The sequence below is a fragment of the Erwinia psidii genome, assembly GCF_003846135.1.
Classification (GTDB): Bacteria; Pseudomonadota; Gammaproteobacteria; order Enterobacterales; family Enterobacteriaceae; genus Erwinia; species Erwinia psidii.
The window spans coordinates 169,145-193,206 of sequence record NZ_RHHM01000001.1; the positions used below are offsets into that span (position 1 = coordinate 169,145).

Annotated in this window: 25 protein-coding genes and 1 tRNA gene; 14 read left to right on the forward strand and 12 right to left on the reverse strand. The window is 49.2% G+C overall.

Annotation, left to right across the window (positions count from 1 at the left end; all coding sequences use genetic code 11):
- Positions 1 to 8 precede the first annotated feature (8 nt).
- From yejM to EB241_RS00745, 9 genes are all read left to right on the forward strand, one after another.
- Positions 9 to 1,760, forward strand: a complete 1,752-nt coding sequence (gene yejM / locus EB241_RS00705; RefSeq protein WP_124231322.1) for an LPS biosynthesis-modulating metalloenzyme YejM — start codon at positions 9 to 11, stop codon at positions 1,758 to 1,760.
- An 85-nt stretch (positions 1,761 to 1,845) separates the two neighbouring features.
- A tRNA-Pro gene (locus EB241_RS00710) sits at positions 1,846 to 1,922 on the forward strand.
- A 175-nt stretch (positions 1,923 to 2,097) separates the two neighbouring features.
- Positions 2,098 to 3,342 carry an integrase domain-containing protein gene (locus EB241_RS00715; RefSeq protein WP_124231323.1) on the forward strand — a complete coding sequence of 415 codons (1,245 nt, stop codon included), beginning with the start codon at positions 2,098 to 2,100 and terminating at the stop codon, positions 3,340 to 3,342.
- Entirely contained in the window at positions 3,339 to 3,965 is a 627-nt protein-coding gene (locus EB241_RS00720; protein ID WP_124231324.1) for a hypothetical protein, read from the forward strand. The genes EB241_RS00715 and EB241_RS00720 overlap by 4 nt, the downstream gene beginning before the upstream one ends.
- Positions 3,966 to 4,183: 218 nt before the next feature.
- Positions 4,184 to 4,381, forward strand: a complete 198-nt coding sequence (locus tag EB241_RS00725; RefSeq protein ID WP_124231325.1) for a helix-turn-helix transcriptional regulator — start codon at positions 4,184 to 4,186, stop codon at positions 4,379 to 4,381.
- 17 nt (positions 4,382 to 4,398) lie between these two features.
- A complete protein-coding gene (locus EB241_RS00730; RefSeq protein WP_124231326.1) occupies positions 4,399 to 4,581 on the forward strand; it encodes a hypothetical protein in 183 nt (60 codons plus the stop codon).
- Positions 4,578 to 6,713 (forward strand): DUF927 domain-containing protein, encoded by a 2,136-nt coding sequence (locus EB241_RS00735; RefSeq protein ID WP_124231327.1) that lies wholly within the window; start codon positions 4,578 to 4,580, stop codon positions 6,711 to 6,713. The genes EB241_RS00730 and EB241_RS00735 overlap by 4 nt, the downstream gene beginning before the upstream one ends.
- A 671-nt stretch (positions 6,714 to 7,384) precedes the next feature.
- On the forward strand, positions 7,385 to 7,624 hold the full coding sequence (locus tag EB241_RS00740; RefSeq protein WP_233592505.1) for a hypothetical protein: 240 nt from the start codon (positions 7,385 to 7,387) through the stop codon (positions 7,622 to 7,624).
- Between the two features lie 424 nt (positions 7,625 to 8,048).
- Positions 8,049 to 8,804 (forward strand): HGGxSTG domain-containing protein, encoded by a 756-nt coding sequence (locus EB241_RS00745; protein WP_124231328.1) that lies wholly within the window; start codon positions 8,049 to 8,051, stop codon positions 8,802 to 8,804.
- Between the two features lie 464 nt (positions 8,805 to 9,268).
- Here EB241_RS00745 and EB241_RS00750 read toward each other — a convergent pair whose 3' ends face one another.
- The 3 genes from EB241_RS00750 to EB241_RS00760 form a co-directional block, all read right to left on the reverse strand.
- Complete coding sequence (locus EB241_RS00750; RefSeq protein ID WP_124231329.1) at positions 9,269 to 9,697, reverse strand: hypothetical protein; 429 nt, start codon at positions 9,695 to 9,697, stop codon at positions 9,269 to 9,271.
- Positions 9,694 to 10,395, reverse strand: a complete 702-nt coding sequence (locus EB241_RS00755) for a hypothetical protein (RefSeq protein WP_124231330.1) — start codon at positions 10,393 to 10,395, stop codon at positions 9,694 to 9,696. Before EB241_RS00755 ends, EB241_RS00750 begins: the two co-directional genes overlap by 4 nt.
- 426 nt (positions 10,396 to 10,821) lie before the next feature.
- Positions 10,822 to 11,100, reverse strand: coding sequence for a hypothetical protein (locus EB241_RS00760; protein WP_124231331.1), 279 nt, complete (start codon positions 11,098 to 11,100; stop codon positions 10,822 to 10,824).
- Between the two features lie 667 nt (positions 11,101 to 11,767).
- Here EB241_RS00760 and EB241_RS00765 point away from each other — a divergent pair.
- Together EB241_RS00765 and EB241_RS00770 are read left to right on the forward strand one after the other, a co-directional pair.
- Positions 11,768 to 12,232, forward strand: coding sequence for an STM2901 family protein (locus EB241_RS00765; RefSeq protein WP_124231332.1), 465 nt, complete (start codon positions 11,768 to 11,770; stop codon positions 12,230 to 12,232).
- Entirely contained in the window at positions 12,226 to 12,549 is a 324-nt protein-coding gene (locus tag EB241_RS00770; protein WP_124231333.1) for a DUF1493 family protein, read from the forward strand. The genes EB241_RS00765 and EB241_RS00770 overlap by 7 nt, the downstream gene beginning before the upstream one ends.
- Here EB241_RS00770 and EB241_RS00775 read toward each other — a convergent pair.
- From EB241_RS00775 to EB241_RS20780, 4 genes are all read right to left on the reverse strand, one after another.
- Positions 12,543 to 13,034, reverse strand: a complete 492-nt coding sequence (locus tag EB241_RS00775; RefSeq protein WP_158612359.1) for a lysis system i-spanin subunit Rz — start codon at positions 13,032 to 13,034, stop codon at positions 12,543 to 12,545. The two genes, EB241_RS00770 and EB241_RS00775, sit on opposite strands and share 7 nt — an antisense overlap.
- 263 nt (positions 13,035 to 13,297) lie before the next feature.
- Positions 13,298 to 13,729 carry a CHAP domain-containing protein gene (locus EB241_RS00780; protein WP_199737282.1) on the reverse strand — a complete coding sequence of 144 codons (432 nt, stop codon included), beginning with the start codon at positions 13,727 to 13,729 and terminating at the stop codon, positions 13,298 to 13,300.
- Between the two features lie 345 nt (positions 13,730 to 14,074).
- Entirely contained in the window at positions 14,075 to 14,401 is a 327-nt protein-coding gene (locus tag EB241_RS00785; protein WP_124231335.1) for a tail fiber assembly protein, read from the reverse strand.
- Positions 14,402 to 14,795: 394 nt separating this feature from the next.
- Positions 14,796 to 15,074 (reverse strand): hypothetical protein, encoded by a 279-nt coding sequence (locus EB241_RS20780; protein WP_158612360.1) that lies wholly within the window; start codon positions 15,072 to 15,074, stop codon positions 14,796 to 14,798.
- A 292-nt stretch (positions 15,075 to 15,366) separates the two neighbouring features.
- Here EB241_RS20780 and EB241_RS00795 point away from each other — a divergent pair, with 292 nt between their 5' ends.
- Positions 15,367 to 16,641: a Glu/Leu/Phe/Val family dehydrogenase gene (locus EB241_RS00795; protein WP_124231336.1), complete on the forward strand. Its 1,275-nt coding sequence runs from the start codon at positions 15,367 to 15,369 to the stop codon at positions 16,639 to 16,641.
- Between the two features lie 109 nt (positions 16,642 to 16,750).
- Here EB241_RS00795 and EB241_RS21015 read toward each other — a convergent pair whose 3' ends face one another.
- On the reverse strand, positions 16,751 to 16,948 hold the full coding sequence (locus EB241_RS21015) for a hypothetical protein (RefSeq protein ID WP_199737283.1): 198 nt from the start codon (positions 16,946 to 16,948) through the stop codon (positions 16,751 to 16,753).
- Positions 16,949 to 17,407: 459 nt separating this feature from the next.
- Here EB241_RS21015 and EB241_RS00805 point away from each other — a divergent pair, with 459 nt between their 5' ends.
- Positions 17,408 to 17,614: a hypothetical protein gene (locus EB241_RS00805; protein WP_124231337.1), complete on the forward strand. Its 207-nt coding sequence runs from the start codon at positions 17,408 to 17,410 to the stop codon at positions 17,612 to 17,614.
- A gap of 81 nt (positions 17,615 to 17,695) precedes the next feature.
- Complete coding sequence (locus tag EB241_RS00810) at positions 17,696 to 18,523, forward strand: 4'-phosphopantetheinyl transferase family protein (RefSeq protein ID WP_124231338.1); 828 nt, start codon at positions 17,696 to 17,698, stop codon at positions 18,521 to 18,523.
- Between the two features lie 38 nt (positions 18,524 to 18,561).
- Here EB241_RS00810 and EB241_RS00815 read toward each other — a convergent pair whose 3' ends face one another.
- From EB241_RS00815 to ompC, 4 genes are all read right to left on the reverse strand, one after another.
- A complete protein-coding gene (locus tag EB241_RS00815; protein ID WP_124231339.1) occupies positions 18,562 to 20,214 on the reverse strand; it encodes a multidrug ABC transporter permease/ATP-binding protein in 1,653 nt (550 codons plus the stop codon).
- Between the two features lie 87 nt (positions 20,215 to 20,301).
- Entirely contained in the window at positions 20,302 to 20,946 is a 645-nt protein-coding gene (gene alkB, locus EB241_RS00820) for a DNA oxidative demethylase AlkB (protein ID WP_124231340.1), read from the reverse strand.
- A gap of 21 nt (positions 20,947 to 20,967) precedes the next feature.
- Positions 20,968 to 22,008, reverse strand: coding sequence for an FAD:protein FMN transferase ApbE (apbE, locus tag EB241_RS00825; protein ID WP_124231341.1), 1,041 nt, complete (start codon positions 22,006 to 22,008; stop codon positions 20,968 to 20,970).
- 365 nt (positions 22,009 to 22,373) lie between these two features.
- Positions 22,374 to 23,492 (reverse strand): porin OmpC, encoded by a 1,119-nt coding sequence (ompC, locus tag EB241_RS00830; RefSeq protein ID WP_124231342.1) that lies wholly within the window; start codon positions 23,490 to 23,492, stop codon positions 22,374 to 22,376.
- Positions 23,493 to 24,062 lie beyond the last annotated feature (570 nt).

Sequence of the window (24,062 nt, forward strand, 5' to 3'; positions counted from 1 at the left end):
ACCCTGATATGGTAACAAATCAGCAGCGCTACCGTGAAAAAGTCTCCCAGATGATAGGCTGGGGGCACTGGTTCGCCCTGTTTAATATCCTTTTTGCCTTTATCCTCGGTAGCCGTTACCTGTTTGTTTCTGACTGGCCAGCTTCGCTGGTAGGACGTATTTACGCCTTTACCAGTTGGATTGGTCATTTCAGCTTTATCGTGTTCGCCACCTATCTGCTGATTATTTTTCCGCTGACCTTTGTGGTGATGTCACAACGACTGCTTCGCTTTTTGTCCGCAATGGTTGCCACCACTGGGCTGACGCTGATTCTGGTGGATAGCGCCGTTTTTAATCGCTTCCATCTGCATCTTAACCCGGTGGTGTGGGAACTGGTGGTCAACCCCGATCAAAGCGAACTGGCGCGAGACTGGCAACTCATGTTCATCAGCGTTCCGGCTATTTTCCTGGTGGAAATGCTGTTTGCCACCTGGAGCTGGCAGAAACTGCGTAGCCTTGACCGGCGTAATTTCGGTAAGCCACTGGCGGTGCTCTTTATCGTGGCGTTTTGCACCAGCCACGTTATGTATATCTGGGCTGATGCAAATTTCTATCGCCCGATCACCATGCAGCGCTCTAACCTGCCGCTTTCCTATCCAATGACAGCGCGCCGTTTCCTTGAAAAGCATGGTCTGCTGGATGCACAGGAATACCAGCGTAGGCTGGTCGAACAGGGTAATCCTGAAGCCGTGTCGGTCGCTTACCCCCTAAATAACATCACGTTTCGCGATGGCGGGACACGCAATAACTTGCTGGTGATTACCGTCGATGGGTTAAATGAGGCAACGCTTGCGAAATCGTTGCCTCATTTAACGCAGTTTGCCAATGATAATCTCAATTTTACCCAGCATTTCAGTGCTGGTAGCAGCTCTGATAGCGGCCTGTTTGGTTTGTTTTATGGCATTTCGCCCGGCTACATGGATGGCGTATTGTCGGCAAGAATGCCTTCGGCCCTTTTAGATGCGCTTGGCAGACAGGGATATCAGTTTGGTCTGTTCGCTTCTGATGGTTTTGCTTCCCCACTCTATCGACAGGCACTGCTGGCTGACTACTCATTACCGCTGTCCAAACAACAGCCCGATGAACAGACGGTCGCTCAATGGCAAACCTGGCTCGAAGGGCAAAACAACCCCAAAGCGCCGTGGTTCTCCTATCTTTCCCTGTCGGGGAAAGACGTGAGTGACAGCACCCCGGAAAAGTCAGTCCGCCATTATCAACGCAACGCAGCTGCGGTGGATAATCAGATTCAAACGGTGCTGTCCACCTTGCAGGCTAAAGGCTTACTCAACAATACCGTGGTGGTGATTACCTCGCTGCATGGCATGGCGCTGGATGGTGACACCAGCATGGGTAATCGTGCAAATTTGCGGGTGCCGCTGGTGATCCACTGGCCAAACACGCCGCCACAGCAGGTTAACAAACTGACTAACCACCCGGATGTAATGGCGACCCTGATGCAACGTTTGCTGCATGTCAGTACCGCGACGTCTGATTATTCACAGGGTGAAGATCTGTTTGCGGCGCGCCGACGCAATGAGTGGGTAGCCAGTAGCAGCAACCGCCAGCTGGTGATAAACACACCGCAACTTACCCTGTTGCTGGACAATAACGGGAGCTATACAGCATGGGACAATGCAGGCAACCGTTTGAAGGATCATAAACCGCAGTTGGCGTTGCTGTTGCAGGTGCTGACCGAAGAAAAGCGCTTTATTGCCAATTAGCAATGGAATTGGCTAATTTCATAGCAGTCAACATGTTAGGCGCTTGCATTCGTAAAAGATTTCAGTAGAATCAGCTGTCAAATGTCGGCACGTAGCGCAGCCTGGTAGCGCACTGTCATGGGGTGTCAGGGGTCGGAGGTTCAAATCCTCTCGTGCCGACCAAATACATATTCTGTTAGTACCGGTTACTGATGGAAATCCCGCAAAAACCCGTATTCTCAATGAGTTTGCGGGTTTTTTGTTGCCTGTAACTATCGGGACTGACCGTTTACAGACGGAAACTTTAGGACTAGATTTGGGACTAGTTGATCCTTAGTCCCAAAGGAGCTAGTCCCATATGGCAATCAGAACCACACCACTCACTGCTACACAGATAAAAAATGCCAGGACCTTTGACAAAGAAATGACCCTTACCGATGGTGGAGGGCTAATCCTGATAGTGAAACCTTCAGGAGTAAAGACATGGCAACTTCGATATTACAAACCAGGTACAAGTAAACGCACGACTCTAACGCTGGGGAATTACCCAGAGCTGTCGTTGGCCGATGCCAGAGAACGTCGAATGAATGCAAAGGCACTGTTAGCAAGGAACATCGATCCACAGCGCCACCAGCAGCAAAAACATGACGCTGAAGAATTACGCCGGGGAAACACCTTCCAGAAAGTGGCGGCTGAATGGTACGAGATGAAGAAAAGCCAGAATCTGGCTGCAAATACGATTAAGGACATTTGGCGATCGCTGGAAAAGTATGTATTCCCGGACATCGGCACGACGCCAATCAATGAACTCACTGCACGTAAATTCGTCACTCTCCTCGAACCGATCAAAGCGCGAGGAAACCTTGAAACCCTGAAACGGGTTTTACAGCGTATCAATGAAGTAATGGATTTCGCAGCCAATAGCGGACTCATTGAGATAAACACCGCCATCAACGTCAGAAAAGCCTTCCCTACCCCTATCAAAAAGCATATGCCAACCATCAGGCCGGAACAGTTGCCTGAACTGATGAACTCGCTTTCTGTTGCCAGTATTGAACGTCAAACACGGTTACTCATTGAATGGCAGTTACTGACTGTAACTCGTCCGGTAGAAGCGGCTGAATGTCGTTGGGAAGAGATCAACCAGGCAGATAACACCTGGACGATACCAGCCGGACGAATGAAAATGCGCCGTGACCATGTGATCCCCCTGTCAAGCCAGGCACTGGCTGTACTGGATGCAATGAAACCAATCAGCGCCCTCCGTGAATATATTTTTCCCAGCTTTAAAGCTCCCACTAAACCGATGTGCAGCCAGAGTGCCAATGCCGCGTTGCGCCGTATGGGCTATCAGGGGGTGCTGGTGTCTCACGGACTACGCGCCATATTCAGCACCGCAGCGAATGAGGAAGGATTCGAGCCAGACGTGATAGAAGCTGCCCTCGCCCACGTTGATACTAACGAAGTACGCCGCGCCTACAATCGCAGCAACTATCTGGAAAAACGCATTGTGCTTATGCGCTGGTGGGGTGAGTTCGTCGAAAATGCAGCTACCGGAATAACCATTGCCAATGGTACTCGTGGAATGAGGGCGGTTTTATGACAGATAATATTATTAATTTACCAAATCATATACGCCGCCAACGGACCGTAAGCGCTGAACAGGTAGCCCTGGCTATGGCGGGTGTTTATGATTGCCTTCACTTAAGGGACTTAGATCGTCACTCAGATGTTCATAATGTTGCGGTTTCGTATTGGCATATAATTCTTTATGAGGTGCGTTCTGGAAAACTAACTTACAAAAACAAGTGGCAAGATATAGGTGAGAATATTGTTGGTGCAGAATTCTACTCTAATGAAATATGGCCCTGGGCTTTGAAAGAACTTTCTGATGAAAGTCCCTGGTATTCACCTGATGGTTCTGCCCTGCCAGCACTAAAATCGAACTCATTATATCCTCGTGACATGCCCCCAACGTTAAGAAAAAGTTTCCCTCCTCAAAATGCGGCACTCCTGCTGATAGCAGCCCTTACACGGACCTTAGCTGGTAAGCACAAAGGCGTTTACACATGGGGAAAAGACATTAACAAAAGCAAAATTGCGCAAGATGCAGCAGAGGCCATAGCTGGTTTTATGGATGGATATACAAATGACAAAACAGAGTCCTTCAGAAAACTGATTGCCGAAGCGCTACAAAGCTATCCTGAAAACCCTGAAGATTATTAACTAACCATATGCAAGGATGCTTTTTATTACCAAACTTTCAACATGGGAATTTTTTCTTTCCCAAACCTCCACCCTGATTCGGCCATTAAATAAAAAAATTACCAGTCATCAATTTTTTCTCACCAACTTTATTTTTTTACCACCACACTTTTCATCATTTTATCGGTTAACTACTTGTACTGACCGGATGTTACCGGTTGTAGTGGAGATATGGAGTTATGAACCTTTTAGACCGAAAAATACTACTCAAGAAAGAAGTTAAAGCGATCCTGCGCTTGAGTTCGGACAGTTCCTTTCAGGAAATGATCAACGCTGGTGAATTTCCAAAAGGTTTCCGTGTAGGCCTGCGCCGAGTTGGCTGGTTTGAAGATGAAGTAAATAACTGGTTGGCAAAACGTCTGGCAGAACGTGAGTAATCAACGAGGTTACCAGTATGAATAGTCGAACAAATATTCCTTATTGTCAGAGAGCGATAAACTGCAAGCGACGCCTGGCCGGTGCTGTGGATGCGGCGGCGTTCTCTGCTGACGTGGCCGTTACCCGCTCAGGGGAATTACTGAGAACGGCCACCATAACCGGCAGGACGACAGCGGTAATGCGGAGCGTTGCGCGATGAAATCTGCACCGAACGTTAAGCAACTGCCAAAAGATAAATTCACCGAGGCGGTTATTTTTGCCGGTGCTGATGCACACAGCCACGCCAGCGCGTGGGAGGAGGATTACGGCAAAAAGATAGCCGGAGACACCATCCCGCCGATTTATCTGGGGCCAAAGCAGCTGGCGGAGCTGGATAACCTCCGCATTATCGACAAAGGCCGCCGCGCTGCCCGCGTCTATCTGGCGGGCGAGATTGAGCCGATCATGATTAACGCCATTGGTGAAAAGCTGGCGCTGGCCGGGGTGCAGGATGCAGCGCTGTACAGGGGAATAACCGACCGGCAGCCGGAGGACTGGCGGGAATATTTAGCCAGGGTGCGTGAGCAGTCCGGACGCGGCGAAAGCCTGGTTGACGATATGCGCAAAGCAACCGGCAATCGTGCGCCGCTGGACGAGCTGGCCCCTCGCGTGGAGGCCCGCGCTGGTGGGCTGTACTGGGTCATGCCCAAAATTGATAAATCCGGAGAGCTTCAGCGCCCCGGCCAGTGGTTATGCGGCAGGGTGGACGTGTTGGGGACCGGCGTGGGTGACGGTACCGATTTTGTTGTTTTGCGCTGGCAGCCACCCGGCAACCGTCCGGAACGTACTGAAGCTATCGCAGCGGGTGATATCGGCAATCGTGAGGGTTGGTCACGCCTGAGCAATCGCGGGTTGCGCGTCACGGCCAAAACCCATCTTCGTGCCATTCTGGCCGACCATCTTACGGACAGCGACAACGGGGAGCTGTGGAACGTTGCCACGCTGTCCGGGTGGCAGCACGGCGTTTACGTCATGCCAGACGGGGAAATTATCGGCGACAGTGAAAAGCGCGTGATTTTCCACGGACGCAGCGCCACGGCGTCCGGTCATACCGTGGCGGGAACCGCACAGAGCTGGCGTGAAAATGTCGCCGCGCTGGTAGCGGGCAATCCGTCGATGATGCTGGGCGTTGCCGCTGCGCTGGCGGCTCCGCTAATCGGACTGGTGGGGGCTGACGGGTTCGGTGTGCATTTCTTCCAACAGTCCAGCGCCGGTAAAACCACCACGGCCAGTATTGCCAGCAGCCTTTACGGAAACCCGGAGATGTTGCGCCTGACGTGGTACGGCACGGCGCTGGGTATCGCCAATGAAGCACAGGCACACCATGACGGTCTGCTGGCGCTGGATGAAGTTGGACAGGGAGCAGACCCCAAATCAGTAGCCACCTCGGCTTACACGCTGTTCAACGGTTCAGGAAAACTACAGGGGGCAAAAGATGGTGGCAACCGGGAGTTAAAACGCTGGCGCACCGTTGCCATAAGCACCGGGGAAATGGACATTGAAACCTATCTGTTGAGCCAGGGTATCAGGCCCAAAGCGGGGCAACTGGTGCGCCTGCTTAACGTTCCTCTGGAAAAGGCCACGGTGTTTCACGGCCTGCCATCGGGCAAGGCCCATGCTGATGCCCTTCGTGATGCATGGGCGCTACACCACGGCGCGGCGGGGCGTGAGTGGGTGCGCTGGCTTGCCGACCACCAGCAGGAGGCTCAGGAGGCCGCAGGGGCTGCACGGGAACGCTGGCGCGGTCTTATCCCTGAAAGTTACGGGGAACAGGTTCACCGCGTCGGAGAACGCTTTGCCGTGATGGAGGCCGCATTGCTGCTGGCAGGCCATATCACCGGCTGGGATGCGCAGGCCTGCCGGGATGCCGTTCAGCACAGCTTTAATGCCTGGGTGGCCGAATTTGGTACCGGCAACAAAGAGCACCAGCAGATTGTTGAGCAGGCCGCAGCGTTTCTTAATGCCTTTGGTATGAGCCGGTTTGCTCCGCTGAATTATGACCCGCGAGATTTACCGATCCCCGAACTGATGGGATATCGCGATAACGGTGAACAATACGATGATCCATTGCTGTTCTACGTGCTGCCCGCACCGTTTAAAAAGTATGTCGCCGGGAGCCACAACAAAGACGCCACCGCGCGGATACTCCATGAAGCCGGAATGCTCAAAAAACCCACCAGCGGTAAAAACTGGCAGATAAGAACGCCGCGCCTGAAGCACCTGAATAATGCCAGGCCCTGGGCATACGTTCTGCTGTTTGCACCGGGATCGGAAGAAAGCACACCCGAATAGCTTACACGTGCGCGTAAAACGACTTATCCCACTTATCCCGGAGGTATATATAAAAGATTAACTTATTGTTTTTAAAGTGTATGAATGCTTATTTCTGGGATAAAAGTGGGACAGGTTGGGGGCGTTTTGGGATAAGCCAGGGCTATTCTGGGATAAGTTCGCCTCTGCTGGTGGCCGGGACAGGTCGAAAACAGGTCAACTTGTCCCAAAATCAGGGCAACTTATCCCAGAAATAAAAAGCACTTTCAGTTAAATCATTTAGTTACGGCATTTGGGACAAATGGGACAGGTGGGATAAGCCGTTTTGTATATCTATAATCCCGTTTTCCCTTCTGCATCCAGCCGCGGATTGAAATGTGTTACCACTAACCAGCCGCAGGTTAATCATTATTTCTTGCCAGCTAATACTGGTCGGCGTTATTCTCGCCTCGTTGCTCCAACGTGGGCGACCAGGTTTAGCAGCCTGAAGCAAAGCGCGGGATTACCGCTAAATATTCAGCGGTTTCTGTACCCGTAAAGGACAAGTCACGCCCAATTATGGTGGGGCGTGGTAGGGGAGCGCTCGCGCTCGCCGGGTTTCGCTTTGACCGGTCTGCTAACCCTGCTACGCCTCACCACCCCATTTAGCAGTGGTCTGGTGAGGTTCTAAACTTCAAAGTGAGATTACTGGTATGGATACCGAAAAAACTTCTTCCGGGTTCTTAACCTTCCTTGATGATGGCATGTTTACCGCAACGGATATCTCTGAGCCTGAATTACTGGATCAGTGCCGTGCTCTTGTATTTGCCATAACCGAACTAACCAACACTACCGCGCGGGATTGTCTTACATGGGTAATGATGGAGCGGGTAGAACTTCTGAGACAAAAAATGGATGAGGGGGAAAATACTCTGACAGAACATCGCAGTTAAGTATAAATAACCTTCAAAACCTTGCACTGGCCTTCAGAAAAGTTGTGGAAGGTCAGTCCTCCGGGTGGCTCCAGGCAATAATCCCACCGATAGAACTCCGCCCTGCTGTTCCCGACCTGCTGCAAATTGCGCAAATTCGCCCTTTTTCGTTCTTTTGCCCTTTGGAAAACCCGCTGAAGCCAGATACGGCAAGGGATACAAAGGGCAAAACTGCGCAACTTTGCTCCAAAATGCGCAGTTTTTTACCTGATGATTTCGTAAATTCATTTCTGCATTACGGGCCTGCGCAGCGCACAGGGCAACGGGATTGATGTTCAGGTAAAGCGCTGCTTTAACCCCATACAGAGATCCGAAATGATCCGCTTTTTGCGGGTGAAAAATAAGAATTGCGCAGCGTTGCCCTTACCCCATGAGATGTATAGAAATGCTAAGTTTTTTTGCGATGGACCATAAAGCTAAAATCCGTTTGCTGGCGCTGTTCAGGCGGGTGAGTCAGCGTAACTTTGCGGCTTATAATCACTACATGCATTTATGTAATATCTTTGACAGAGAAAGTTATTTCGCCCGGTTCCTGCCGGGTAAGCGTGTGCGTTACGTCCGACCGGAAGAGCCAGAATATGAGCCTTATCCCGATATACGTGGGCTGACGTGTGGTGCCAGAACCCGTAAGGGAACGCCGTGTAAAAACAGAGAACTCAGCCTGAACGGGCGCTGTAAGTTTCACGGCGGCAAAAGCACCGGCGCAAAAACGAAAGCGGGAAGGAAGCGCCAGCGTGAGGGTTATCGGGCATGGCTTGAAAAACAGCGGTCCAGTAAAGCAGGCAGGAAGCGCACCAGAACCTACACAGACGACGCTCAGCAACTGGGCCGCGCCACACTGGCGGAAATAAGCACCAGTACTACGGGAGACGATTTACAGCCCGTGAGCGATATGACGTTGCGACGAATGGAAAATATGCAGCTGGTGGTAAACCTACCGAATGGCGAAAGCGCAGAGATCGGACTGGCGACAACTGGCCCACATTTCGGCGGCGTTTGCTGGTGGTACGTTTGCCCCTCCTGCCAGACGCGGCGCACGGCCCTCTATGTAAATGACAATGCGCTGGTGTGCCGCCAGTGTGCCGGGATTCACTATGCCAGCCAGAGCACGGAGAAAATTCGTGTTGCTGACAGGTCATAATACGAGGGGCCAGTCTGACGAAAGCGCAGGAAATTAATTCCCCTGACAGCAGGGCGGAACAGGGGGAAATTATGATAGCTCTGGAAATCTCATGCTGTGGTGTCTGCTGAACGCCTGCGGGCCGGGGTGGAGAAAAACTTCAGCAGCACACTACCTGTGGACCGCCCGTCCCGGTTTCCGTGTTGAATCGCGAAATGAAAAGTTTTTTCCTGGGGATGGGGAGATCGGATTTTTACAGCTCAACGTTCCCCGGCCTGCCCACCTCGTCAGATTTTTACGCATCGAAAATAAGAAACTTTTTTCCGCCAGGCAACGCATATTGATAAGGGGCTTATTTTGGCAAAGTTGTTCGCTTTTCCGGCTGCGTTAGAAAACGAATTATCCCCGCGACCATACAGAATCGGCCTTCAGTGGCGCAAATATGGCGCATACAGAAAGGCCAGCAGTTAAGCGAAGTTACATACTCAAAATTGGGGCGAGTTATCAATCTGCACCATCACCACATTAGTTTTTGGCACCGCGCTAACGGTTACAGTTTCGGCAGGATTGTTGCCTTTCCAACATTTTCCTTCTACTGAACAGGATTCTTGTTTAATGTAGCCCTCAGAGGCCAGATAAGCACTGACCCTATCGGTATCATTTGTATTGTAAAAAGTAACCGAGTATATAAGTGATCCTGGACCAGCCACGTTATAAAAATCAAACTCATACCGATCAGATATTCTCGGGATTTTTTTCAAAAGATCCGGGGTATAGAACGCATATTCTCGACTATCCTGTTCCATGTAATGAGCACTACCTGCCAGCTCCATTCTAATCACCGGCAAAAAGTAAACAAAAACGCCTGCGATGATGGCAAGTATGGTCAGTGTGATTGTATGTGACCTTCTCATACAATTAGATCCTTTCTCTTACCGTCTTGTATGAAAGAACCGTCCATAGTTGCGATAGCAACATTTCCAGATTTCCAGTCTTTATAGGGCTGAACGGTCTGCATGAAGTTAGGCAATTGGCCTAAGCGAGGCCTGGCGTTAGGGAATCGCTCCGGATCAGGAAATAACAGTGGACGGAAAGTTTCATTTTTCCAGGAACCAATTTTCCCGTAATAATCCCATCTTTTCAACGCTTCAATTTTGCTGATTGGGCGAAGCATTTCAAAGGGATTTTGAATGGAGACAACGCGGTAAAAGCCCAGTAAATCCGACACAAGGTCTTCTCCACTGAATCCGCTGTCAGTCACCAGATTGTTAGGGAATGCCCCCTGAAATGCTTCAAATTTCCGCGCCATCGTCATCATCATTGCAAGGGCGATGCTTTTACGTTCGTGATGTGGACGCCCCTTTCGTATACGCCACCTGATAAATTTTCCTACCCGGATGATCTGGAGTGGAGACACCATAGACTGTGCATAGGTGACATCGTAGCGATCTGCACTCATTGTTTCACCTGCGTCGATTTTTTGTATCAGTGCCCTGATATCATCACCTCTCGCATGGCCGAGATCAATCCACCCCAAAACTTCTGTGTATACCAGACCACCTCTCGCACTTGCTGCCTGCGAACCATCAATTATTTCATTACGTTCACTCATCCTTGATTCCCTTTCTATTTAAAATTACATCATGTGATGATACATGGTGAATAATACGCCACCACAGGCTTAGAGCAATCGCAGGTTTTACTGATTTGTTGCTGGTGTAACAATTCTGCTTTTTTGGTAGTGATAGCTGGGATCATCCCCGGCCATAAAACGGGGTTAGCCACTCGCGCGCGTTTTCTTAAAAGAACGAGCCGCGAGGCTTTCGTGTGAGCGCAATGGATGAGCGCTGAAGGTTTTCCAGGCATCACTACGCGCACGTGAACCGCAGCAGGACCGGGAGGGTAGAGTGAGGTTTACCCGTATCGCTACGTGAGCGCAAAATAACTGACTCATGCACAGCATGAGGTTTTTATCGTGCCCGTATGCTGTATTTTGAAAACACCCCATGCAATACAAGCGCAAGCAAATAATTTAACTTCAGGGAGACAGACAGGTGAGAAGCATCATAGACAAGATCCAGAAGGAAAAAATCAGGAGCAAGTATCCGCGCATTTCTGATGAAATGTTAGAGAAGCTCTTAAAGCAGTGCATCCGGGCAGGAAAACCATCGCGAAGGGCGGCTTCTCCCCGCCAGTCTTCATCCAGTGGTGGATGGTCGTAAGACTTGTGCAGCAGAGTGAATAGATTTCTTAATTCAGCTTTACCCGCTGTTATTTCCTGACGTTTAAAACGATTGAATCTGGTGATTGCATTCACCAGCTGTATGCCTGAAAGGTTTTCTCTGCATCTGTACGCGCGCGATACCGCATTTGCGCTGGAAATAAACCTTCTTCGTAGCTAAGGAAGATTGCAGATACGGGATTGCACTTCCCGGCAACGTGGTAGCTGTCAGTAGGGTTACAATGAATCACCAAAGCTATTTGCTTCGAAGTGTCCTTCAAATGGCTGAAACCCGGATGACTTTTCTTTTTGGGACTATGTTTGGGACTACAAAATTAAATCATGTCATACAAAAATTAACAAAAACAGATAATTAACTTTATAATTTGAATCCTCTCGTGCCGACCAAATTTTTCCCCAATTATCAATAACTTATTGATATTACTCTCGCAAAAACACCTGTTCATATTTTAACCACAAAATGGCACGTGCCATCATTTATGCCTTCAGCCAGAGCCATTCTGAGCGCCCTCTTCTTCCTGCCATACGAATACATCATTTATCACCGAAAAGGCCGTAGCGGCTCACAGATTTGCATTTTGACACCCATGACGGTTACTCGCTACGCTCGCGGTGTGCGTTACCAGTGGCTGCGGTAATCGTGCCACATTTTTGTCACTCAAATAAATCACTGATATTTGTTCACCTCCGTTACGATAATTGTATAATTAATGTTCTGACACTCTACAAATAAAGGAATGGTATGGATACCACTGAACAACTGAATGGAACTTATTTTTATGCGCTGAAAACAAATCTGACCGCTTCTGAACTGTTCTTTATGATTTTTTGTGAGAAGACGGTGGAGCAATTTGGTCTGGGGGTAGCTGATTTTGCGGCTGTTGCAGCCATTGTTTCAGGCAGAAGTAATCTTCCCACCAGAGGGAAACTTGCAGATGCAACTAAAGGAACATCTCATGCTTCAGTCGCAGCAAGAAAGGTCTTCAGGAAAGCTAAGTTTCCATTCGGAATATCATTACCCACATGGCTTGGAGGATATACACCGTGGACAGCCAGAAAGGTAATGGTTCGCAATATTGCACCTTTTGTTGGCAGGTCTGTTCCCCTGTTGGGTATCATTATCCTTGCCGCTGATATTACAGAAATCACTTACCGAACAATTCGTGACTACAATATGATAGCACGAGGTAGTGACAGATTATGGTAAACAACATTGAAGAAAGAGTTTACGAACTGGTCCGGCCCTATGCCGGTACTTATCTGTTCAACCTGAAAAAGGTACAACTTACACCTGATACAGACATTGATTTCGATTTGGATGTTGATGAATTCGAAGCGGAAGACTTAATGGATAAGTTTTTTGAAACATTCAATGTAGAAAGAGGTCAGTTTGATATAAAAATCTATTATCAGGAGCCACCATTCTCATGGAATCCGTTTCATAAATATACACCATTACAGGTGCCAGACTTCACCATCGGTATGCTGATAGAATCTGCTAAAGCGGGTCGGTGGCTTTACTGATTCGAATCCTGAGCATTCTGTAACGCTGATGTGGCTGTATGGGCACGAATGTAGTCCTGCAGATACATCAGTTTTTGCTGGTCGCTGGCAATGCCTTTGGCAATATCGGAAACGTTTCCTGCAACAGAATCAGAGAGTTCGATGGTGGCATCATTGCCCATGCTGCCGGAGGATTGTCGCTCATTGTGGGTTGTGGCTGGACACTTACCTTTGGCGTACATCCTGTGACCAGTGACCAGCCTGCCACGCATAGTATCAATTTCTTCATTCTTTCTTCTCAGTTCATTGGTATGCAGCCAGTCGATGGCAGAAAGCTCAATACTTCGGTTACGAAGGGCAACTATGGTTGCACCGCTTTCCTTTATTGCCCTGTTGGCTGCAACAAGATTTGCCTCAAGCTGGGATGCTTTTTGCTGAAAGTGGTGAGCAGACCATAAAAGAGCAGCAACCACAATGGTTGCTGTAATGATTAGATATTTATTCATGTTGTCCATTGAGAGAGAATGCCGTCAGGGCTTATTCGTATGGGCATTCCTGATATGGTTCCTGTTGATCTTTACTCTTTCGCCTGCGATTGACAACCAACCCCAGAGAAATCCAACTGACTGTAATAATCAGCAACAGCCATCCCATAGTCACCTCCTGTGAAGTAAAGACAAATCTATGGTAAATACCTGTACATGTGTAACGGTTACCATCGATCGATTAAGGGTAATTGATCGTTATTATCGATCAATTCAATTTAACATCAGTTAAACCGCAGGAATCCTTTACACCAGGAAGCACTACGGGTCTTGCTGAACACGGCGTAACCTTCCCTGCCACCTGATTCATTCGTGTTGCCCTCAATGGTTTTGATTACATCACCATCAACAGACAGAACGATTCCCGTATGCCCTACCCCTTTCCCAAAATCGATAATCATAACGTCACCCGGTTGTGGAGAAGTGACACGATATTCCTTACTCCTGTTCCACATATCGAGAACGCCGCCGGTTCGCGAAATGCCCGTAATACCTGCTTCAGGATGACACCACACAACGAAGGCTGCACACCATGCGGCCGGAAAATTAATGCCAACTGTTTTCAGGTATCTCATAACTTCCGGGCCAGAATTGCTTCCACGTGGTTTCTCACTGACACCTGTTTGAGAACTTGCAATATCAATTAATTTCGACAACGAAACCTCTTTATAATTATTATTATCTTCTTAACTTACCAATATCATTACTGTTACAGAATAAGTTGATCGTTTCAGACGATCAATATCTCAGAATTGATCGTTTATCCCTTCTTTTATAATGGTTCAAATGGCTGTAAATTGTATTTAATATCAACACCACCAATAAACGGACGATTGATATAAAGGAAAAAATCTATGATTCTGATTTACACCATACTTGCAACGGGAGTTGTTTTATCAGTCATTTTCTTTTTCATATTTCGTGATGATGACAACCAAAGATATGAAGAAAATAATTACGACTGACAACTGATAATCACAACGCTTGATTCCTTTACCCACCTACAAATCTGAAGGTATTATCGGCCATTCAATCAGCGAGTAACATTTTTCATCCACCATGTCTGTAAAATCCAGTGCCTTAAGCTCTTTAATGTATTTCATCCATGCAGTCAGTCTTGTTTTGTCTTCGTCACTGATGACGTCCAACTCCAATTCTGTACGCCATTCCGAAATCTTATTGCGGGCATCAGACATAAGACCATCGCACTTTAATTCTGCAATTCTTTTATAATCGACAGAATAGATACCATCGATAATGACCGCACTGTATCCATCTGACAGAAGATTCTCAGGGGCTTCTGTCCTGAGAATTTCCCAGACATTCATGTGAAGAGGAAAGAACAGTGCTCCGTTATCCGATACTGCAATAATTTTTCCTGAGTCGTCGATCCCGACACAGTGATTTGCGGAGGTCCTGTCAATAAAGCCTGCTATGTCGCGATCATGACACAGCTGAAATCGGTGGCAAAAGTCGTCTGCTTCGACCTCTTTCAGGAGAAAGCCGATGAATTTGCCAGTTGAGTAAGCGAAACCTATAACGTGCCAGCGATTGGGGTGAATGAGGCAAAATTTGGTATCCGTGGTGCTGATGTGATAACAGTGGCGGCTTCACGTCTGAAACCACTGCATTGAAAGATGAATGGATCAAAGAAGGTGCCACCATTCTGGTTTCTGGTCCGGTCAATACCGAAGAGTCATTTCTCACCAGTGCCAAAATTATCTATAACCACACCGCACTGCAGATGCGATTGGCTCCGGCGATAAAGAAACCTACTACAGCAGCGTTATTGGCAGCCCATTCTACCGCCTGATTGATGTCGGTAAACTGCCTGCGCTGACGGAATCCACAAGTCCTGGTGATATCGTCAATGGCGAAAAAGAAGGCCGCATAAATAAAAACGATCGCGTGATTTCCATCGCCTGCGGTATGTCGGTGTTTGGCATCAACTGGGGCTATGAGCTGATGAAGACCGCGCACGAGCAGCGTATCGGACAGCAACCCCGGTTCTGGTATGCGTGGGATTAGCAGCCTGGTCTGGGGCGCATTGTGACGGGATTATATATCCCTCTGGCTGTATTGCATAACTGGCAATGAGGCCTGACCCCGTGGCTGGCATTTTATTATTTTCTCAGAGAAAACCGTACCGGGGGCGGCATATTTTATATACTCTCCCTGTCATGTCCTTCTTTTTATCTACCGTGATGAGATATAAAGGCGGTCTGTTTATTTCATCATTCATGCCACTCAACAACATACTGTTAAACATGATCTGCATACGGAAAATGAATAAATGAGCAAATCACTCTCTTACGTTTCTGAAGATCAACATTCCCCATGGGCGACCTACCTTGCCCAGGTCGACCGCGTAATGCCCTATCTGGGCGATCTCTCGCGCTGGGCCGATACCTTACGTCATCCCAAGCGCGCCTTTATTGTCGATATCCCACTCGAAATGGATGATGGCAGCGTGCGCCATTTTGAAGGTTTTCGCGTACAGCACAACCTGTCTCGCGGTCCGGGTAAAGGCGGATTGCGCTATCACCCGGACGTCAATCTGGAAGAGGTTATGGCCCTGTCCGCGTGGATGACGGTGAAGTGTGCGGTAATCAACCTGCCGTTTGGCGGTGCAAAAGGCGGTATTCGCGTCGATCCGCGTGAACTCTCCATCAAGGAACTGGAACGCCTGACGCGCCGCTATACCAGTGAGATTGGCAATATCATCGGTCCACAGCGTGATATTCCCGCACCGGACGTTGGCACCAATGCGCAGGTGATGGCATGGATTATGGATACATGGTCGATGAACGCCGGGGCGACCAGCACCGGTGTTGTGACGGGTAAACCTGTTCACCTCGGCGGTTCATTGGGCCGCGTCACGGCTACGGGGCGCGGCGTATTTGTCACTGGCCGGGCAGCGGCACAAAACATTGGCCTGCCCATTGCACAAAGCCGCGTCGCGGTGCAGGGTTTTGGTAATGTGGGAAGCGTGGCGGCCAGTCTGTTTCAACAGTCGGGAGCGCATGTTGTCGCGGTACAGGACCACAGTGCGACCCTGTGGAACGATCAGGGAATCGATATCGCCGCCCTGCAAAGCTGGCAGCAAAAACACGGTGCAATTGCAGGTTTTCCAGGGGCTGGTGTTATCTGTGAAGAGGATTTCTGGTTGCAGGCGTTCGATATCCTGATCCCCGCGGCTCTGGAGGGACAAATCACGGCAGCGCGCGCGCGTCAGCTCAGCTGTAAATTGATCCTCGAAGGCGCTAATGGCCCCACGCTACCTGAAGCAGATGATGTTTTGCATCAGCGCGGCATCACTATCGTCCCCGATGTGTTGTGCAATGCCGGTGGTGTTACGGTAAGTTACTTCGAATGGGTACAGGATTTCTCCAGTTATTTTTGGGGCGAAGACGAAATCAATTCACGTCTGGATGTGATTATGTCCCAGGCCTTTGACGCGGTATGGCAGAAAGCGAAAACACTGGATGTCACACTTCGTACCGCGGCCTATGCCGTTGGCTGCGAAAGAATTTTGACTGCGCGCAAGGAGCGTGGAATTTATCCGTGAACCTGCGACCTGACTGTCAGCAGAAAGGATTCTGCTGTAGTGCATCATAATGTTCTGATTTTTCACCGGATGATGTTCGCTGTTACACTCCTCAGCCTGGATTATTCTGTTACTGGCATTTCATTATTAGCGCTGTCAGCGAAATGCCAACGTGAAAGCCCGCACTCCCTACCGGTAGCGGCGACAGCCGTGCCGGATTCAGATTCAGATTCAGATTCAGATTCAGATTCAGATTCAGATTCAGATTCAGATTCAGATTCAGATTCAGATTCAGATTCAGATTCAGCGGAATTTCACCTGAGCACAACCCTGTCCACCCTTACTTTTTGCACGTCACTCACATTATATTCACCACCACGGTTAACCGAGGTCTGATTATTACTGTGACGCTCCACGGATAAAGGGACAGTGTGGATCACCAGGCGTAACTGAACGGAACTTATTTTTATGCCCTGAAAATAAATCTCATTGCCTCAGAGCGTTGTTTTAATTTTCTGTGAGAAGACGGTCGAGCGTTGCTATGGTGGTGACGCTCTGTGTCAGCGTCAATTTTTATAGCATTTTATTATTTCGGAACCGTCATTGCTTGCTTATACCGTTATGACGAAAACAATGCATCCCGGCAGCTGGGATGTTTTGTGAATGATACAGACAACCTTTTATTCCTCACAGCTGATGTCATGTAATAAAAACGAAACATAAACACGCTACATTACAAGCTGCTACTGAGTTCCTCACTCCTCATTCACACTGGCGGCCTGGCAAAATGAAAACCATTACGGCAACAAATTGCAAAGATGCAGAAGAGATGCTGCACAGTGGCATCCGTCACGTTGAACTGGCCTGTGATATTGACCACGATGACTTTTTCCGTATCGCCAGCTACTGGTGTGACCGGGGTGCAAAGATCGCCAAAAAAAATAGCCACTTTATCATTTCCCTTAAGGGCTTTTTGATCCCGCCAAATGAATAACCGTGCCGTATTTTTATCTTTGCCACCAACAGCTAAACCTGTTTAAATCCCCATCTGGCAGGCTACGCAGGGTTAAAAGCGGTGTATCATCAAAAAATATCGGACGATCTGTTACCCCGGTTCGACGCGTCAACATCTTTGGCCTGTGAGCCCGGTCATCACTTTATTAGCGATATGGCTATTCTGTCCCCTGCCGGACATCCTGATGTAATGTTAATGTTAGCCAACTACCATTTGTCCTCTTTTTCTGACCACCTGTTCAGCGAGCTTGCTATTCCTCTCCCCGTTCATCTTAATCGGGCCGTCACAAAGCGTCGAGCCGAGTATCTGGCAAGCCGCGTCTGCGTGCGTCACGCACTCAGTCTGACAGGAATTGATGGCTTTATTCTGCATAACGATGCCAACAGGGCACCGATTTGGCCGCCGGGCATAGTCGGCTCCCTCTCCCATACCGATAGCTGGATCGGTCTGATAGTGGGGCAGTCATCCTGCGCTAAGTTATTAGGCGTTGACTGTGAATGGGTAATACCGCAGGCCAGAGCACATGAGTTGCAGAAGATGATCATCAGCACGGATGAAAAAAACGTCCTGCAGCAAAGCGGATTAGCCGATGCCGTGGCACTGACCGTCGCCTTCTCCCTGAAAGAGAGCCTTTACAAGGCGCTGTTCCCACGTATTCGTCAGTTTATGGATTTTAAGGACGCCGAGATTGTTGCAAGCAACGCTGATGCCAGTCGCGTTTGTCTGCGGCTGGTCCGGCATTTCCCGGCTGATTTTCCTGCCGGGCGGCTTTTTACTGGCCACGTCCTGATTCAGGAAGATCGGGTGCTGAGCTGGATTGTTACGCCACTGAACGCATTCGACATGTCCGCAGCACAACACCTGGCGAATGATGGCAGCGTAGCGTGACTGCCGTTTTCCTTAAGGCTGAACGTATCCTGACGATCTTACTGGATAAGATCCGTGTGCTCCACCGCATCAAGGGTTGCCCGCTCCCGCTCCTGCCCGGTGAGTTCGCAGAGCTTACCTTCACGCATCTCCAGCAGACGATCGGCATGCAGAAAATAGTGATCGTCATGACTGATGGCAAACACCGTTTTGCCCATGCTTATCAGCCACGGCAACAGTTCACGGTAAAAAATGCGCCGAAAATGTGGATCCTGATCGGCTGCCCATTCATCCAGCAGTAAAATATCACGTTCCTCCGCCATGGCCAGCAGCAGTGCCAGCCGCTTGCTCTGGCCTTTGGATAATTTCAAATCCAGAACCTGATTGCCTTGCAACCTGAGTTTGTCCTGCATTTTCAGGCGAACCAGCCACTGGCGGACTTTTTCCGGGTCGGCGGGTTGCCCACGGTGATTAATCAGGCGGTCAAACAGGTGCACATCGGTGAACACCGCGGAGAATAACGCACGATAGCCCTGCGGATCGGTAGTATTCACCTGCTCACCATCCAGCAGGATCTGTCCTGATACCGGCCGATACAGGCCAGTTAACAGCATCGCCAGCGTGGATTTTCCACTGCCATTGCCACCAATCAGAAACACAAGCTCTCCGCGCCGCAGCATCAGATTGACAGGCCCAACGCAAAAGCCGCCATCGCCATAATGAAAGACCAGATCACGCAACTCCAGCGTCTGCCAGTTTTTCAGGGTAACAGGCGGTGCAAAACCTGGTCGGTAAGGCTCCAGTTGCCAGGCATTGAGTTTATCGAATGCAACACGTGCATTGAGTAACGTTGGTAAGGCCCCTACGGCTGAAAGAAGCGGCGTGCGCAGAAACAGCAATGTCAGTGAATAGGTTGCTGCAACGGCGGTATCAGCCCATCCAAGGCTGTTGGCCATAAAGAACACCAGCCCAATGGCACCTAACATCATAATATTTGACCAGTTGACGGCACTCAGATGAAAGGTGTCTGCTCTGACAATATGGTGACGGAATTCGCGGGCATCTTTCTGGTAAACCTGCTCATAAATCAGCTGCGCACGCTGGCGGTTTAACGCCAGCTCTTTTCGTCCTTCAAGAATGGTCTCGTAGTCGCAGTAGAGCTGGTCTTCAACGTCACGTAACCTTGCCATGTGGCAATACACTTTCGATACCAGCAACCAGCCGCCAACAAGGGTAACGGACAGCCAGACAACGGTAGCCAGCAGCATCTCTGGCGAGAGCCACGCCAGATAAGCAGTGGAGCCCATCGCCAGAATAATACCCTGCAGCAGTTCCGGCAGACGGACAAAAGCAAGAGTGATACTCCGCACATCACTGGTGAGTGTAGCCAGCAGTTGTGGACTGCCAATTTGCTCAATTCTTTCCACCTGCGTATCAAGAATACGTTTAATAAACTCACCACGCAGACGATACACAAAATGGTGGCCAAGCAGAGTCAGTGACAGCTGCGAGGCCAGGGTTAGGGCCATCAGCAGGAGCAGCAGGCAGAGAAATTGCGGCAAAACATGCACAGAACTGTCCAGGGCGACGATAAGCTTACGATTGATAAACGCAATCAGCCCTATACCAAGTGCAGCACTGAGCAGGCTGAGCAGAATAACCGCTGTAAACGGCCAGCGATATTGTCGACAGACAACGCGAAGCAACTCCATGACACCATCCAGGCAGATTTAACGCTGCCAGCAGTGTAAACCGAAGTCGGACGATATCAATAATTATTCTCATTCCGGGATAATGCTTTAGCGAAAGGCACGACGAAAGGTCAGGTTATAGCGAAATGCCCCGGTAAGAGCATGGATACCCGGTTTCAGCGGCAGGATACCATGAAAACGCAAACGCGAGGGACCGCCCCAAACCACAATGTCGCCATGTTCAAGCAACACCCGCTGAGTGGCATCATCACGTGAGAAACCGCCAAACTGAAAGACTGCCGGTAGCCCCAGTGAAACCGAAACGATGGGTTGCTTCAGATCCTGCTCATCTTTATCCTGGTGCAGTGTCAGTTTCGCCCCCGGTTCATAGCGGTTTATCAGACAGGCATCGGGGTTGAAATTGGTGAAACCGGCCTCTGCTGCACAGGCGGTTGCCAATGCCCTGAACGGGGCCGGCATCGCAGGCCATTGATGTGCGTTCAGGCTGTCACGCTTGCTGTACTGATAGCCACGGGCATCGGTTGACCAGCCAAAATCACCGCAGTTAGTCATCGCCACCGACATACGGTGCCCGCCGGGCGTGATTCGGTGATGAAAAGGATTCTTCGCCGCCACCGCCTCCAGTAGCGACAGTAGCTGTCTTGCCTCGTCCCGCGCACGTCGGCGAAGGATCATCGCCCCCTCAGCCAACGGCTCCGCCCAGGGTGATTCTTCACTGAACAAATCGAGCATCTTACCTCCTGAGCATCGGCTTCACTGTTGCGCTATAAATGCTTTAAACTGCGGCGACATCCAGATGCGGAATCCGTCGGCCTGCTTAATAATCAGGTAGACGGTCAGTTTTTCACGAAGCGCCAACGCTTTCGCCTTTTCTTCGCCCAACACCATCAGCCCCGTATCCCAGCCGTCCGCTTCCAGTGCGGTAGTGGCTATCACCGTCGCCGACACCAGTTTGTGTTGAATTGGCCTGCCCGTGGTTGGGTCAATAACATGAGAAATCCGCTTACCATCGAGTTCATAATAGTTGCGATAGCTCCCCGACGTGCTGATACCGTGTCCCTGTAAATCCACCAACGCCTGAACCGCGTCTTCCTGGTCTGTCGGTTTCTGAATGGCAACTTTCCACGGCCTGCCCTGCGGGTTGATACCCCGGCTCAACACCGCCCCTCCCACAGACACCAGGTAGCTGCTGACCCCCTCTTTCTCCATTAACCGTGCCAGGTGATCGGTAGCAAATCCTTCCCCTACCGTGGAGAGATCGACATAAAGTCCCGGCAGGTCTTTTTGCAGATAACCCCCCTCACCCCGCTGAATAACCTGCAAGTGTCTCAGGCCGGTTTGGGTGCGGGCTGCATCGATCTGATCCTGAGTTGGCGTTTTTATCGGCTGCTTATCGGGTCCGAAGCCCCAGAGGTTAACCAGTGGCCCGACGGTAATATCCATCGCGCCGTGGGTTTTCTGCCCAATACGCAACGCCAGCGTGACAATATCAGCCATGTTATCGCTGACCGGCTGTGGCTCACTGCCCCGATACTGATTAAAGCGTGAAAGCACAGAATCAGGCTTCCACGTTGACAGCTCATGGTCATCTTCATCCAGCTGCTGTTGTATCAGTTTTTGCAGTGTCTCTTTACGCTCAGATGGCAGATCCGCAAGACTGACGCTCCAGAATGTTCCCATAGTGCGTCCATGTAAAACCAGGGTCTGAACCGGTGAACTCTGATTACGATCGTCACAGCCAGCGATCACAATAAATGCTACTAAACCAGATAAATACAGCCAATTATTCTTCATTTAAAAAAGAGAGCCTTCAGTTATTTTTGGCACTAAAACTTCAAAAAAAGGGGATTTATACAAATTTTATAGCCTTGACCTTGCTAAAAATGCTTATCAGAATGATTTCTCCCGCAGCAAACCTTTAGCTGTAAAATCATAAAAACAGGAGATCCAGGATGATATATTGCATTCTTTCAGTGATTTTCATCGCTATGATTATCTTTGCTGGTTACAAGCATTACAAGCATACCAACAACAAACAGCTCAATCGTCCCCCGACTAATCGATTGAGTGGGAAATGAGATTTAACCGGCCGGAAGATAAATCAGGAGTGAAAAATGAGAAGAAATCGGAAGCGCCGCTGGACAGCGCTCCCCAACACATCAGAACTGGTATACCAACCCAAGCGCAACCACATCATCGGTATTGATGCCAGCACTGTTGATGAAGTTGTTGTCATCAAGCAGGTTAATCTGATAGTCAACATAGGTAGACATATTTTTGTTGAAGTAGTATGTGGCACCTACATCAACATATTTTTTCAGATTCTGCGAACCAAATCCCTCGATTTCGCTGCCCCGTGAGCTGACAAAGGCCAAAGAAGGACGCAGACCGAAGTCAAACTGATACTGAGCAACCAGTTCCAGGTTATCTGCTTTATTAGCGTAACCATAAGCGGCAGCATCACTGGAACCGAAGCGTGTTGCGTTGTAAGAACGGGTATACATTGCCGCCAGATAGATGTTATTGGCATCGTATTTCAGACCGCCGGTATAGGCTGTCGCTTTATCGCCACGACCAAGGATGGTGGATGTCCCGGCGGTACCGCCATTCTGTTCAGTGGTACGATCTGAACTGAACATCGCGGCGCCAATACCAAAGCCGGCGCCAAGATCGTAGGTGGTGGAAAGGCCCCAGCCGTCACCATTTTGTCCGAGAACGTCGCGGCCGTTAGGTGATTCTGTTGCACTGCTGTTTTTGCCCTGGTATTGCACGGCAAAGTTCCAGCCATCAACCAGCCCGAAGAAATTATTGTTGCGATAAGTGGCCAGCCCATTTGAACGCTGGAACATAAACTGATCGGCGCCGTAAGTATCACCACCAAATTCAGGCAGTACATCAGTCCATGCACCGATGTCGTAAGCCACACCATAATTACGTCCGTAGTCGAAAGAACCTCCATCACCAAATTTCAGACCAGCAAAACCGACGCGGGTAAAACTGTTGGCCGCCCCTTCCGACTCCGCGCTGTTCAGCGCCGCCTGGTACTCCCACTCACCGTATCCAGTGAGCTGTTCACTAACCTGAGTTTCACCTTTGAAACCAAAACGAACATAGGACTGATCGCCGTTGGCATCATCGTTGTCGGAGAAGTAATGCAGTCCGTCAACTTTCCCAAAAAGGTCAAGCTTATTGCCGTCTTTGTTATAAATTTCAGCCGCACCCGCAGAGCCGACGATCATTATTGCTGGGATCATCAGGGAGAGAACACGAAGTTTCATTTTATTACCCTCTGGTAGTTATATCCTAATTTGCCACTGCGTGCTGGATAGTAGAAATTCAGCCAGTAATTTTATACTACTGCGTAAAAAGTAATAATCCATAAATAAAATGATACTAAATTTCCAATTATGTTTCAGACTGCAAATTAAACATTTCATTTTATTAATAAGAGGGAACTTTTTAGTAGCACTAATTGATAAAAAAATCGCACCAATAATCAAAAATAAAAAAATAACCTGATTTATATAAAATCAGGTGTAAGTACATTATTAAGCACTGAATGATAAAAACGAGCACGCGCCAGATTATATAATTTCTTCGCTATCATCATTTTATTTACCATTACCTTCATTCTCCCCGAATGATTTTTTTTAAATTTATTATCCTGCCGGCCCCTGTGTCCGGCTTTTTTTTATTCTCAGTTTGTCCCAGCCAGTCTGAGCGGTGATTGTTGTTAATAGTTGAACACTCAGCGCCTCTGTCTTTTTATTGCCGTATTTACCCCACCAACAGCGCGATCCCTTTACTCTGCAGGGGATTAATCAAAAAGATGCCAGAGCGTAAGTCAT